Source organism: Ammoniphilus sp. YIM 78166, from assembly GCF_004522215.1.
In the GTDB taxonomy this organism is placed as follows: Bacteria; Bacillota; Bacilli; order Aneurinibacillales; family RAOX-1; genus YIM-78166.
In genome coordinates, this window is sequence record NZ_SDLR01000011.1 from 17,168 (window position 1) to 31,145 (window position 13,978).

12 protein-coding genes and 1 pseudogene are annotated in these 13,978 nt (G+C 42.9%); 5 read left to right on the forward strand and 8 right to left on the reverse strand.

The window, feature by feature from the left end; genetic code table 11:
* Positions 1-143: 143 nt before the first annotated feature.
* The gene (gene katG, locus EIZ58_RS29410; RefSeq protein ID WP_134704557.1) at positions 144-2,345 is read left to right on the forward strand and encodes a catalase/peroxidase HPI; all 2,202 of its coding nucleotides are present in this window, start codon (positions 144-146) and stop codon (positions 2,343-2,345) included.
* Positions 2,346-2,407: 62 nt separating this feature from the next.
* Here katG and EIZ58_RS35255 read toward each other — a convergent pair whose 3' ends face one another.
* Positions 2,408-2,629: a YetF domain-containing protein gene (locus tag EIZ58_RS35255; RefSeq protein WP_370297842.1), complete on the reverse strand. Its 222-nt coding sequence runs from the start codon at positions 2,627-2,629 to the stop codon at positions 2,408-2,410.
* Positions 2,568-2,714: a DUF421 domain-containing protein gene (locus EIZ58_RS34635; RefSeq protein ID WP_240689456.1), complete on the reverse strand. Its 147-nt coding sequence runs from the start codon at positions 2,712-2,714 to the stop codon at positions 2,568-2,570. The genes EIZ58_RS35255 and EIZ58_RS34635 overlap by 62 nt, the downstream gene beginning before the upstream one ends.
* 324 nt (positions 2,715-3,038) lie before the next feature.
* On the opposite strand from EIZ58_RS34635, the gene EIZ58_RS29420 reads away from it, so the two are divergent.
* Positions 3,039-4,049, forward strand: a complete 1,011-nt coding sequence (locus tag EIZ58_RS29420; protein WP_134704558.1) for a DUF3231 family protein — start codon at positions 3,039-3,041, stop codon at positions 4,047-4,049.
* Between the two features lie 426 nt (positions 4,050-4,475).
* Here EIZ58_RS29420 and EIZ58_RS29425 read toward each other — a convergent pair whose 3' ends face one another.
* From EIZ58_RS29425 to EIZ58_RS29435, 3 genes and pseudogenes are all read right to left on the reverse strand, one after another.
* On the reverse strand, positions 4,476-4,967 hold the full coding sequence (locus EIZ58_RS29425; protein ID WP_134704559.1) for a DUF2935 domain-containing protein: 492 nt from the start codon (positions 4,965-4,967) through the stop codon (positions 4,476-4,478).
* Positions 4,944-5,332 (reverse strand): annotated as a pseudogene (locus EIZ58_RS34970) (DUF2935 domain-containing protein); the annotation flags it as partial. The gene EIZ58_RS29425 and the pseudogene EIZ58_RS34970, both read right to left, overlap by 24 nt.
* On the reverse strand, positions 5,239-5,679 hold the full coding sequence (locus EIZ58_RS29435) for a DUF2935 domain-containing protein (protein ID WP_205672405.1): 441 nt from the start codon (positions 5,677-5,679) through the stop codon (positions 5,239-5,241). The gene EIZ58_RS29435 and the pseudogene EIZ58_RS34970, both read right to left, overlap by 94 nt.
* 766 nt (positions 5,680-6,445) lie before the next feature.
* Between EIZ58_RS29435 and galT the strand changes: the two genes are divergently transcribed.
* The 3 genes from galT to EIZ58_RS29450 are packed head-to-tail and all read left to right on the forward strand — an operon-like array spanning position 6,446 to position 10,443.
* Positions 6,446-7,972, forward strand: a complete 1,527-nt coding sequence (galT, locus tag EIZ58_RS29440) for a UDP-glucose--hexose-1-phosphate uridylyltransferase (protein ID WP_370297838.1) — start codon at positions 6,446-6,448, stop codon at positions 7,970-7,972.
* A 14-nt stretch (positions 7,973-7,986) separates the two neighbouring features.
* Positions 7,987-9,165, forward strand: coding sequence for a galactokinase (locus EIZ58_RS29445; protein ID WP_134704562.1), 1,179 nt, complete (start codon positions 7,987-7,989; stop codon positions 9,163-9,165).
* A gap of 33 nt (positions 9,166-9,198) precedes the next feature.
* The gene (locus EIZ58_RS29450; RefSeq protein ID WP_134704563.1) at positions 9,199-10,443 is read left to right on the forward strand and encodes an ROK family transcriptional regulator; all 1,245 of its coding nucleotides are present in this window, start codon (positions 9,199-9,201) and stop codon (positions 10,441-10,443) included.
* Positions 10,444-11,432: 989 nt separating this feature from the next.
* On the opposite strand, the gene EIZ58_RS29455 is transcribed toward EIZ58_RS29450, so the two are convergent.
* Genes EIZ58_RS29455 through EIZ58_RS29465 form a run of 3 tightly spaced genes read right to left on the reverse strand, consistent with a single transcriptional unit; the run spans position 11,433 to position 13,803 of the window.
* A complete protein-coding gene (locus EIZ58_RS29455; protein ID WP_134704564.1) occupies positions 11,433-12,380 on the reverse strand; it encodes a PDR/VanB family oxidoreductase in 948 nt (315 codons plus the stop codon).
* 23 nt (positions 12,381-12,403) lie between these two features.
* The gene (locus EIZ58_RS29460) at positions 12,404-12,844 is read right to left on the reverse strand and encodes a dimethylamine monooxygenase subunit DmmA family protein (protein WP_134704565.1); all 441 of its coding nucleotides are present in this window, start codon (positions 12,842-12,844) and stop codon (positions 12,404-12,406) included.
* 17 nt (positions 12,845-12,861) lie between these two features.
* Positions 12,862-13,803, reverse strand: coding sequence for a heme-dependent oxidative N-demethylase family protein (locus EIZ58_RS29465; protein WP_134704566.1), 942 nt, complete (start codon positions 13,801-13,803; stop codon positions 12,862-12,864).
* Positions 13,804-13,978: the final 175 nt, after the last annotated feature.

Genomic DNA, 13,978 nt, shown 5'->3' on the forward strand with positions numbered 1-13,978 from the left:
TATTATATTACTCCTTAACGTTGGAATATTCAAATATGTATTTGAGTATTGTGTGGATATGAATTTTAAGTAATGGCTTACTAGATTCCTAATAGAATAGTTATAGCGGTATTCTCATTTGTACATAGAAAGGGGAAAAACATATGGACTTGAAAAAAAATCATGCTAACACCGGAGGGTGCCCGTTTCATCATGGAGCCGTTACGAGCAATAAATCGGGAAGTACGTCAAATCGAGACTGGTGGCCCAAGCAGTTGAACTTGAATATTCTCCACCAACATGACAGAAAAACGAACCCTATGGGTGAGGACTTCGATTATGCGGAGGAATTTAAGAAGTTAGACTATGAGGCTCTTAAGCAAGATCTTCACAATCTCATGACGGACAGTCAAGATTGGTGGCCTGCTGATTACGGACATTATGGTCCTTTCTTTATCCGGATGTCTTGGCACGCGGCAGGTACTTATCGTACAGGTGACGGCCGTGGTGGGGCAGGAACGGGTGCACAGCGTTTTGCTCCACTAAACAGCTGGCCTGACAATGGTAATCTGGATAAAGCTCGTCGACTGCTATGGCCAATTAAGCAAAAATATGGCAACAAGATTTCTTGGGCCGACTTGCTGGTTCTAGCGGGTAATGTTGCCATCGAATCCATGGGCGGCAAGACCTTTGGTTTTGGGGCAGGACGCCCAGATATTTGGCATCCGGAAGAAGATATCTACTGGGGGACTGAAACCGAATGGCTAGGGGATACTCGCTACACAGGTGATCGAGAGCTGGAGAATCCACTGGCTGCCGTGCAGATGGGGCTGATCTATGTGAACCCGGAAGGGCCTAACGGAAAGCCGGATCCGCTTGCGAGCGCTCGCGATATACGGGAAACCTTTGCGCGTATGGGAATGAACGATGAGGAAACCGTGGCCCTCATAGCCGGCGGGCATACTTTCGGTAAGGCACACGGGGCGGGAGATGCTGCTCTCGTGGGTCCAGAGCCAGAGGCTGCTCCGTTAGAAGCGCAAGGCTTAGGCTGGTTAAGCACACATGGCAGCGGCAAAGGTCGTGACACCATCACAAGTGGAATTGAAGGGGCTTGGACGGCTAATCCCACCCAGTGGGATAATGGTTACTTAGAACTCTTGTTTAAATACCAATGGTGGCTGACCAAGAGTCCTGCAGGTGCCTATCAGTGGCTTGCTGTCGACCCTGATGAGAAGGATCTTGCCCCCGATGCAGAAGATCCATCCGTTCGTGTTCCGACGATGATGACCACTGCGGATATGGCCTTGCGTTATGATCCAGCATACGAAAAGATCGCTCGTCGTTTTTATGAGAAACCCGATGAATTTGCCGATGTATTTGCTCGTGCCTGGTTCAAACTACTGCACCGTGACATGGGGCCTAAAGTACGTTATCTAGGCCCAGAAGTGCCGGAAGAAGAACTGATTTGGCAAGATCCTATACCTTCTGTTGATTATGAATTAACCGAGGCAGAAATAGAAGACCTCAAAGCCCAAATCTTAGATTCGGGACTTACGGTCAGTGAGCTCGTGACAACGGCTTGGGCGTCCGCTAGCACCTTCCGTGGTTCAGATATGCGGGGCGGTGCCAATGGGGCACGCATCCGTCTTGCTCCACAGAAGGATTGGGAAGTGAATCAGCCGGCCCAACTCGAAAAAGTGCTTCATGTCCTAGAAGGCATTCAAAAGGAACTAGAAAAGAAAGTCAGCCTGGCTGATCTCATAGTCCTTGGCGGTAGTGCAGCTGTAGAAAAAGCGGCACGAGATGCAGGCTTTAAGGTGACGGTTCCTTTTGCTCCCGGACGCGGAGATGCCACAGAAGAGCAAACGGATGCTGAAAGTTTTGAGGTATTAGAGCCTATCGCCGATGGTTTCCGAAACTACCAAAAGCAACAGTACAGTGTCAGTCCAGAGGAGCTCCTCGTAGATAAGGCACACCTATTAAACCTTACGGCACCAGAAATGACGGTGCTTGTTGGTGGAATGCGTGTTCTAGGGACCAACTATGCTGGCACACCGCACGGTGTATTCACGGATCGTGTAGGCACACTTACGAACGACTTCTTTGTTAACTTACTCGACATGGCAGTAGAGTGGAAGCCTGTAGAAGAAAACGTTTATGTTGGGCGTGATCGTAAAACAGGTGAGGTGGTACGTACAGCCACGAGAGTGGACCTGGTATTCGGTTCCAACTCCGTTCTACGAGCGATTGCAGAAGTGTATGCTCAAGACGATAACAAAGAAAAATTTGTGAACGACTTTATAGCGGCTTGGGTCAAGGTAATGAACGCTGATCGTTTCGACCTGAAGTTAAAGCCAGTAGAGTGACAAAGTACGAGACCACATATGCAAAAGGACTTCTCAGATTATTATGAGAGGTCCTTTTTTAACTATTTAGTGAACCATATTATCGTCTTGCTATTAATGTATAATGTCCCATCTTGTTGTAACTCAGCATAAAAAACTCGCGAAACCGTTTGTACACCAGCATTTTGTAATTGTTGATTCAACCATTTCTCAACTAGATTTAGCCTTGATAGATTATTCGAGTTAATGATTCCGTCCGAGATAATCTGTGGGTGTGGGATATAATCTGACTTTTTCAGGAATATTTAAATCGCCTTTGGTTACCGCTTGCTTATGTTCTTTTTTCATGACTGAAAGGGTACCACTTGTTTCAAAAATGGCATAATCCACATCTGTAATGGAAAATACACAGCTTTGTCGCAGTAGTGAATTTCTGGTCGCCTTTTTAGCGTAGCGTACAACTCCTGCCGAGAAGTGATTCTGTCTTAGTATTTCTTTGATGGTATAATCTTACACCTGAGCGAGGTTGTCCTCAGGCTGTCAAGGAGTCATCTAGTGACAAAAAGGTGAAGGAATGGTCGTCGAAGAAAATGGATGATTCTGATGGTGTGCTTCCCAATCAACTTTCTTGCAAGATAAGAAATGAAGTTTGTAGAGAGGAAATTTACCTAGTAGGGAATACTAAAATAAACTTTTGCAATCCAGGAGGGCAGAATGGAGACTGTTCATAACCCTAAATTAGCTTCAACAGAACTGGCAAATCTTTGGACACAGTACATGGGTGATAGTATGTCAGTTTGTGTATTAAACTATATGCTCCAAAAAGTTGAGGATAAAGATATTCGTTCGATTTTAGAGTTTTCTTTGTCTTTGTCCAAACAGCATCTTGTAACCATTAGAACCTTCTTCAACGAAGAAAAATATCCTATCCCCTATGGATTCACTAAGCAAGATGTAAACCTAGATGCACCTCGTTTATTTTCAGACAATCTTTTTTTGAGATACATACATATTATGGCCGCACATGGGCTAACAGGGTACGCTGTTGCGTTTACCACTTCTGTGCGTGCTGATGTTCGGAAATACTATTCCGATTGTAATGTAGAATCCATGGAATTGTTTAATCGATCTCTTGACTTACTCCTGTCCAAAGGCATCTATACAAGACCCCCGTATCTTCACCCGCCAGAAATGGCTCAGTATGTCAAAAAACAAGGCTTTTTAACCGGGTGGTTCGGCAATCGACGACCGTTAAATGGAATTGAGATCAGTAATATTATTTTTAATATGAATAAAATGATACTTGGAAAAGCGATGGTTCTTGGATTTAGCCAAGTGGCACAAACCCAAGATGTTCGAGAATATTTCATGAGAGGCACTCAGCTTTCCTCAAAACATCTTGAAATCTTTAGTTCCTTGCTTCAGGAGGATAATCTCCATTCTCCTCCATCATGGGATGACGAGGTTACGAATTCCACCGTGTCACCGTTTTCGGATAAATTAATGATGTTTCATACCGGATTTTATACACAAACCGCCGTTGCTTTTTACGGGGCAGCATTGGCAGTATGTATGAGAAGAGATTTAGCCGCGCAATATAGCCGTCTGACATCAGAAATGGAGCAATTTGGAGAAGATGGAGCCAATATATTGATTAATAATGGTTGGATGGAGCAGCCGCCAACGGCAGATGACCGTATTTCTTTGGCCAGCGGTAAGAAGTGATGGTATGGGAGACCGGAGGAATCGAGAGAATGGTCTGGGGTATTGCTTTGTTTAGCTTTGGGAGCTGGTAGCGGAATAGGCTTGGGACATTTGATCCGAAGTTATACAAATACCTAGCGGATGCTTTTCCATCGTTGAAATGATCGTTCGAAATCCAGTAGTTAAGATTTTCCGTGCCGTTGAGTTCTGATGCAATTCTTCACATTTTAAGCAAAAGTACATTTTTTATCGCTCCTTTTTTAAACACTTATATTAAGAATTCTATTAAAATACCTAATGTCCTTTATTTCACCCTAAAATGATTATTGAAACAAATGGATTTAAGCCATTGGGTTGAGCCCCCCAACAAACTCCATATAGACTAATAAACCAAAAAGCAGGCTAACGGTGCCTGTTTTTTGGTTTGTATTTTTTCTGTACACGGTTCTAATGTAACCGCGTCTCCAGGCGATCGATAATGGAAAGGAATTTAGCCGCTTCCCTTGTTACATGAGAAGCAAGCTTAGGATCGATTACACTTCTTACTTGAGCGGTTTCGATCAGTTTCGTGGCTTGTTCTTTAAAGGAGCGAAGTTCCAAGGTGGCCCCTTTATATATGGTTAACTGATCCTGAAGCAAGTCATGGGTCGGTGAGCCAATGTCTAGATTCCTTGCCTGATAAACTAATAGATCAAAGGTCTTACCAAAATCCCTTGCCTGATTGATCAGCAGCTCCTCTGACGGATCAAGCAAATGGGCGATAAACTTGGAGTGCTCCGCCATAATCTTCAAAAAGAAGACATTTTCATCCACGATATCGTCGTTTACTGGGTGTTCTACCCGCAGGTGGATTTGTTTTAGGGTCTTGAGGAAATAAATGGCTTCTCTGCGAACATGTTCAATCAGCAGAGGAAAGTTAAACCCGCGTAGTTTACCCATCGTCTCTTCCAGGACGTTTTGTTTGAACAGGGCAATTTTGTGCGTCAAGATTAAAGTATCTTCATTTAACCTAGATACTTCAAAAGGATTCGCAGGCGTTTGATAGGCCCGCTCCAACTGACGGTCAAATATATCCTCAAATTGTTGGCTTGTTTAATCAGCTTCGTAGCATCTGGAGGAAAGCCAAGACGAAGAAAAAAGGCATGCTCCATCATAATTCGAAGCCAAAACTGGTTTTCCTCCAGTGATCTGGCTACAAATTCGGAGTCGCTTAACTGGGTTGCACCCTGTTCTTCTTCTCCAAAATTCTTTCCATGAATTGCATAGGTTTCCAACTCTTTTGTTGGATCGTGTTCCAATTCCATCTCCGGAAGAAACCGGGGGAGTATGTTTCATGCAGTGAACGGTTTAATTGACTTTCAAACGCGTTTTGGAAAGAATTCGCCTCATCAAGGAATTCATGTGCATCATCAGGTAAGGATATCTTCAGGAAAAAAGCGTGCTCCATCTTGATCCGCAAAAAGAAGCGGTTTTCTTCAAGTGAATCTCTGATAAACTCTTGATCACTAAGAATCCTACCTCCATGCATCCGCATGAACAGATCGTCTTGGGCAGGTTCTACCTGCCAATCTGGAAGAGCATCGATGGGTTCGTGGATAATATGAGGGGCTTGATTTGAATTAATATCCGTTTGTGTTTCGTTCGTTTCCAATGGATTACACCTCTTTACGTTTAAACTGGGCCGTCAATTTTTCCTTGACTACACTAAATTACCCTTTTTATCATTTGTATTCGAAATGGGGGTTGTTGCTCGAGCGAGGATCAAGAGGGTTTAACTTTTGAATAGTGAAAGAAAGTCCACTTATTCAAAGAAAATGGGGGAAAAAAGGAAAAATAAGTGGAAAAAGTTCAACTACACCTTAAATATAGCTTATAAAATATGACTTTTATAGCTAATAGTTGGCTTTTTTCCACCTATAAGATGAAATCTTATTCTGTTTTTAATGAATAGGTGGAGTATTCCCATCTATATCGTATGGGCGGTTATTTTCCTTTTATCTGTTTATCTTTTTTAATCTCCGATCTACCCTCCTTTTGCGTTTTTTGATTGGGAGCCTCCTTATTAGTTTGCTCCTGCACTACTTGACAACCAATAAGAATATTACAAGACACTAAAAATGTGAGAAGAAATAAACATGTCCGTTTCAAAAGGATACACCCCCTAGGAGCATTTATTCAGTGTTCGATACTAAACTTTTCCTCTAAAGAAAAGGAGAGGTCTGCCAATTAACAATTGTAAGATGCCCTAGGACGTGGAAAATCATTCATTTAATCTCTATAAAATGGTATCATCACGTGAGTGTTGACTAAGTAGAACAGAGGGTTTAATATATTAATTAATTTAATTAATTAATAGAGCCTGTCCATAGATGCTTATCAGTTTAAATTAATCTACCACCAATGAAAGGATGAGTCGGGTGACGGAGAGCATTTACACCCACGTACAACGTCTGCTTCAGTACGGGATCAAGAAGAAGCTCATAACCGAATGGGATCTGGATCTAACCAGGAATGCGATTTTGGATGTGTTAGGTTTGAGGGATTGGGACGTAATTGAAATGGGGGAAGAAGAAGAGCCCTCATTGTTTTCTATTTTGAACAGTATTTTGGACTGGGCGGAAGCACAAGGGAAACTTGAAGCTGATTCGATCACCTATCGCGATCTGTTGGATACGAAAATCATGGGGTGCTTGGTTCCGCGCGCATCCGAGGTGATTCGAACTTTTAACGATGCCTATGAACAGAGGGGACCGGAGGCGGCTACTCAGTATTTCTATGAATTCTCACAGGACGTCCATTATATCCGGACGGACCGAATTGCCAAAAACCAGCATTGGCTGGGACCTACGGAATACGGCGATATGGAGATCACTATTAATTTATCGAAGCCGGAGAAAGATCCGATTGCCATTGCGGCGGAAAGAAATATGATACAAAGAAGCACTTATCCTGAGTGCTTGCTTTGCAAGGAAAACGTCGGCTATGCAGGCAGGGTCAATCATCCGGCGAGACAGAACCATCGCATTATTCCAGTGGAACTAGCCGATGAGCTCTGGTACTTCCAATATTCTCCGTATGTCTACTACAACGAGCACTGCATCGTTTTTTCTGAAGAACATAAGCCTATGAAGATTTCTAAGAAGACATTTGAAAGATTGCTGGGATTCGTTGAGAAGTTTCCGCATTACTTTATAGGTTCGAATGCTGATTTACCGATCGTTGGCGGCTCCATTCTGAGCCACGATCATTTCCAGGGAGGAAACCATGAGTTTCCGATGGCCAAAGCCCCCGTGGAGAAGGAGTTCTCTTTCAGGGAGTACCCTGATGTCAAAGCTGGAATCGTCAGATGGCCGATGTCGGTCATCCGCTTAAGCGGCAACAACCCGAACGATTTAGTTGAGCTAGGAGCGTATATTCTCGCCTGCTGGACAACGTATAGCGATGAAAGTGTGGACATTTTGTCTCATACGGAGGGAATCCCCCATAACACGATTACCCCGATTGCTAGAAGAAGGGGAACGTCATTTGAGTTGGATCTCGTTCTACGCAATAACCGAACCAATGATGAGCATCCGTTAGGGATCTTTCATCCTCATCAAGAAGTTCATCATATTAAAAAGGAAAATATCGGCCTGATTGAAGTGATGGGGTTGGCTGTACTGCCGGGAAGGCTGAAAGAAGAGTTAAGGATTTTAGGGGAATGCTTAATTAGCGATGACCCGGTCCAGGAAATTGAAACCTATCCCGAGGTGATGAAGCACTTACATTGGGCGCTAGGTATTAAGCAGAGCCATCCACAATTAAACCCAGCGAATGTTCAACAGATTCTACAGCAGGAGGTAGGGAACATATTTTCCAAGGTTCTCGAACATGCCGGTGTATTTAAAAGAGATTTGGCTGGAAATCAAGCTTTTGTGAGATTTCTACATAGCATCGTTCAATAAAGGGGGATGGGTTAATGGATATTAACCAGTTAAAAACGAGATTTGCCGAGGAATTTGGCGGTCATCAAGACGTTCGCTTGTTTTTTGCCCCCGGTCGAGTGAACTTGATTGGGGAACATACGGATTATAATGGCGGCTATGTATTTCCGGCCGCTTTAACCTACGGGACATGGGCTTTGGTCACTCCAAGACAGGATGGAAAGCTTCGATTCGTATCTACTCATTTTAATGTCAAAGCGGAATGTTCGCTGGATCAACTCGTTTATGTTAAAGAAGAGGATTGGGCTAACTACCCCAAGGGGGTCATTTCGAAACTGTTAACTTATCCCTCGATCTCATCCTCTTTGAGAGGTGCGGATATTTTATATTATGGGAATATACCGAATGGAGCGGGACTTTCTTCTTCCGCCTCGATTGAATTAGTCACCGCTCTCGCCATATCCAGGTTGGTGAACAGCGATATTCCCATGATCGAATTGGTTCAGCTATCCCAACAGGCCGAGAATCAGTTTGTGGGGGTGAATTGTGGGATCATGGACCAATTTGCAGTCGGCATGGGCAAGAAGGATCATGCTATGCTGCTAAAGTGCGATACGCTGCAATATGACTATGTTCCTTTTCAGGCCAATGGCTACAAGTTGGTCATTACCAATACGAATAAAAGACGGGGATTGGCGGATTCCAAATATAACGAGCGTCGATCGGAATGTGAACAAGGGCTGTTGCAGATACAAAAGGTGCTTCCCTACATTTTAAGCTTGGGTGATCTCCGTTATGCCGAGTGGGAGCAGGTTCGCGGAGTCATTCAATCCGACGTCATCCGGAACCGGGTGGAGCATGTGGTCAGTGAAAATGAAAGAGTCTTGCTGGCGACCAGAAGCTTAAAGGAAAATGATCTCATCAGTTTCGGACAGTACATGTTGCAATCTCATGAATCCCTGAGGGACTTGTATGAAGTAACGGGTCTTGAACTGGATACTTTATTTGAAGAGGCTGCAAAAGTTCCGGGATGCGTCGGCACCCGGATGACTGGGGCAGGTTTCGGCGGATGCAATGTAAGTCTTGTTCGGGAAGAAGCGGTGGAAGAATTTAAGAAAAGGGTAGCAGAGAATTACACACTCAGGACAGGATTTATCCCGGATTTTTATGTATGTGAAGTAGGGGATGGAGCAAAAGAGATAACAGGGCTCTAAGGAGCAATAGTCTATAGAAAAGAGGAAGGCACTATGGCATCAGGAATGGTTGGCAGCTTTCAGTTGATGAAGTCCTTGAATAAATCGCTTATATTGAATGTCATTCGCCTAGATGGCCCCATTTCCCGTGCGGAAATCGCCAAAAAAACGAATTTGACTCCGCCAACAGTGACGAATCTGGTTGCTGAGCTGTTAGCGTCGAATCTAGTGATTGAAAGTGATTTGGGGACTTCATCGGTAGGCCGCAAGCCCATCATGCTGCGTATCCATGCTTCGGCTTTTCAAGTAATTGGTATCGATGTGGGGGCTAGTCATCTGAAGCTGGTGTCTACTAATCTAAACGCAGAAATCCAAGAAACTCTGCTTGTCAAAATGCCAAACCCAATCACAGCCCCATCTTTTCTGGAACTGTTGATTCACTCGGTCGATACCCTATTGGAAAAGTCCCAATTACAAAAAGATACAATCCTTGGAATCGGCATCGGCATGCATGGGCTGGTCAACCCGAAGCAAGGAGTCGCGGATTACGCCCCTAATCTCGCTCTGCGTCATATTCCCATACGGGAAAAGCTAGAGACAGCGTTTAACCTTCCTGTTGAAATTGAAAATGATGTCAGGGCCATGGCCTTAGGTGAAAGCTGGTTTGGGAATGGTCAAGGCATTGAAAATTTTATCTGTGTGAACGTAGGAATGGGAATTGGTGCGGGTATCATTTTAGATCATAAACTGTTTACGGGTGCAAGCTTTACGGCGGGAGAGATTGGCCATACCACCATTGAGATCGAAGGGCCGAAATGCAGCTGCGGAAATCATGGATGCCTGCAGGCTCTTGCTGCAGGTCCTGCGATTGCCTCAAGGGTACAGGAGGAGATTCGCCTTGGCAGGGAGAGCTTGATCGCCGAACTGGTTCATGGGGATGTAGAGGAAATTACCGGGGAAACGGTTCACCAGGCAGCCCTTCAAGGTGATCCTTTGGCCATTGAAGCTTTGAAAAATACGGGTCGGTATTTAGGCATCGGTGTGGCTAATCTGATCAATATTCTGAATCCATCACGGATCATTCTTGGTGGCGGGGTATCGAAAGCAGGAGAGTTTATCCTGGGTCCCATGAAGGAGACGGTGGAAAAAAGGGCATTAAATTCCGCTTCTATCTGTGAGGTGAAATTAGGTGATTTTGGCACGGCGATTGGGGCAGCTACCTTGGTTCTCCAAAAATTATTTATGCCGGAATATAGCAATGGGGACACGAGAGGAACCGAAAGAGTAGGTCTCCAGTAATATCCTCGCGGAAACGGACAGTACAAAGGAAAGAAGACATGGATTCAAGAATCCATGTCTTCTTTTGTTGTTAAAGCAGCTTGATCCAATATACGTTTGTAGCTGCGATTGAAGAAAGCAACGCAGTGTTTGCTACCTTATTACAGTTTTCCGCGCCAATTTTCGTGACCATCTATGTGTCGTTAAAAAATAAAGTGTTCCCTATGAGATATCAAATCATTCAAGTCATTTGCTCACAAAACCAAGGAACTTGCTCCCAAACCGGTAATGTTTCCAAGTAGGTGGAGCATATTGCTAAGTTTTTTTGCGATTTTATGTGATTTTAGTCTAGTTTTTGGAAGTGTAATCTAATTTTTGGTCTAGAGCCTTCCATTTTTAAGCTGATTTTTTAGGTAATTAGGCTTTTATTTTTGATCATGTCTCGGACCGGCACCGTATTACTACTGTCTGGCTCCGGATGCTCACAAAAATTTTGGATATGCTCACGGAAAGGAGTGGATGCTCACGAGGAGATGCCGTTTGCTCTTGTACCTGGCATGATTCCAAGTAATTCACGCCATTTGCTCACAAAACCAAGGAACCTGCTCCCAAACTGGTAATAATTCCAAGTAGGGTGGAGCATCTTGCTAAGCATAAATCAGTTTTTACATTAAATAATTGGCACGACTCTTGCTTGTGAAAATGTTATTAAGCACCCATGTGGTTGTTGAACAAGTTTCAATGGCGATGTGGGTGTTTAACCACACCTCATAAGTCCTTGACTGGACTCTATCCTCAGTTTGAAGGAGGGCTAGCCTCCTTCTTTTTTTACTTGTTATATCGATTAACTCTAATCATCAATGCTGCAACAGATCCAACAGGATCCTGCATTGATGTTATTTTATGCCTTGATCCGAAGTGAAAAAATTCAATAATAAATGAAGATATTCGTTATTGAATGATGATATCTTACTCATCCCCTTACTTGTATTTATGTGTTTCTTCCATAGTTATAAATCTAGGACCAGCGTACTGCACTTTGCCCTTGACACGCAGGTTAAGATGACATTTGCCTGTTTCTTTTCAACCTCGGACAGAAATAGATCTCGATGATCAACTTCTCCCTCTAGTACGTCTACTTGACAGCTCCCACATCCTCCAATCTTACAAGAATAAGGGGCTTGTATATTATGTTTTAATAATGTTTCAAGTAGACTTTCTCCTTCTGGTACTTGAATGAACTGATCACTTTTATTTAATTTCACCTTAAAAGCGTGCATGGGACCCAAATCAGGTGGACTAAATAATTCAAAGTGAATGCTTTTCTCTGGGTATCCATATCCTTTAGCTGCCTCTGCATACTCTTTCATCATCGCTTCAGACCCGCAAAAGTATACATGAGTTCCAATCGGTTTGTTGTCCATCAGTTGTGGCTTCATTCTGTGTTTTTCATCTGAAAAGTAGAATCGTGTTTCGTTTGGATAATGGGCAGTAAGATAGGTATAAAAGGTGCAAAATTCCTTTGAGGGTGCCGAATAGTGCAATTCAAAGGTTTGCCCTTTTGCTTTTAAATCCGCAGCCATAGCAAGAAAAGGGGTAATGCCTATACCAGCGGCAAAAAAAACATGATGCTTAGCTTGGAAGCTGAGCGGAAAGTGATTTTTCGGGTAACTGATCTTAAGCTTACCTCCTTCCTTTATTTTATGATGCCAATAGGCTGAACCGCCTTTTGACTGATCACTAAGACGAACGGCAATTTGATAAAAGTCCGTTTGATTCGGGGAAGTAGTTAAAGAATAATGGCGTTCTAATCCATTTTGATCTAAATAGGTAGTTATATGAGAACCTGCAGAAAAGCGAGGCAAGGGGGAACCGTCCGGCCTGACTAGTTTAAAGCTTTTGACCTTCGGTGATTCTTTCTTTATTTCTTTGACAACCACCTCAATGGTATTTGACATAAGATTCTTCCTTTCTATTAAAGTTAGCTTACATGAATATAACCAAGGTAGGCATCCAGTCTTCTAGAATAATGATTGGAGATTAGAAGAGAAGTCTGACAATTTCTGCAGGAAATTTTATCTTCTTGTTGCCTGGGATTATAGGAGTAACATTTTACGCAAAAAGCTTTTTCCTTCCGTGGACCCATTACTTCGTAATGAAGTTCATCTTCTGAAAAACCTGCCAGATATGCTTTTTCTTTTATTTCCTGTATAAATGGCCATGTTCCACAAATAAAAAGATGGGTACCTATAAGTTGTTGCTTGAGTATATTGGAGACATCGGACATAGAAATGGAACTCTTAATGAATATATGTGTTTCCATGGTTTTCATTGCTAGCTCATCAAGTGCCCTCGCTTGTTCAACCAACTGAATATCCTCTAAAAATACTAATATCTTCTTTGCATTTTCTGGAATCTTCATTTCTTCTTACTCTCCTTTTACTTGTTTTTTTTCAAAAACTCAACCATCTTATCCTTATAAGAAAGAAACCCCTTATATTCAGCAATATACTCAGGCAAATCAGTTAAGACATGATAAAGTCGCGTAGCCCATTCCTCATTTTGAATCAATTCATCTAAAGCCATTAAATGAGTATGAATACTAAATAAAATTCCATTACTCCCTGGAAGGCGAAATAACTTTTGATCTTCCACTCTTAGATAAACACATTGCCCTACATTTTCAGCCGTTACCTGATCCTTTATTGGCCCCCACATGTCAAAGCTTTCAGGGAAGGTGTCTAAAATCGGTTCAACGGTCATGGTCCAGTTTAAGCGGGTCCATGGCTTTCCAGGTTCCATTCTTAACAAGAAGTTTTTCACCTTTTCTGCTAATCCGCTAGATGAGAAATGGGGGACGGGACTATGAAACTCGGTATACGCCATTCCGAGATTAAAAGCAATAGACCAGTTTGCCGGGAAACATAGCTGACCGGCATCCATATAAAGATCACCGTCTCGCTGTGCCACATAAATTAAATCCTCTTGAATATGCCGACCAATATAATCTAAAGGTTCAAAAGGCAAACTGGAAGGATCACCGAAGATAAAAGTTTGCTGTTCGGATAACAAGTGATTGGTGAACGTCCAATGGTCACCGTTTTTCTCTAATTGAAAGTAAGTTGGATATAAAGAAGTCATTTCAGCCATAATCATTTCGAGTATTTCCCATTGGGCCTCTATGGAATGGGGTAACGCTTGAAAGGACCGTTCATGGGACGTATTTAAAATCGTCCTTTTTTTCTCAACTTCATCAAAGTATTCAGGTGTAATGTCTAGCAAAAACGGGGGATCCAATGCAACAGAGTTATTGGAATAACGATAGGAGTCTGCCTTAAAAGGGAATGGAAAAATTTTTTCTTGAGTCATTTGTAGTGTCATATATTCTCCTCCTTCAGATGAGTAACGAATAGAAAGGAATCTCCCTTTCTATTCGTTTAGAAATTTCAAGTTTTACTTACATAAAAGAACGCTCAGGCAGACGATGTGCCGCATAAACGGCCTCTCCGTCACTTTCTCCATCGAAGACAACGGTAGTGTCTGGTGTGAAAACTTC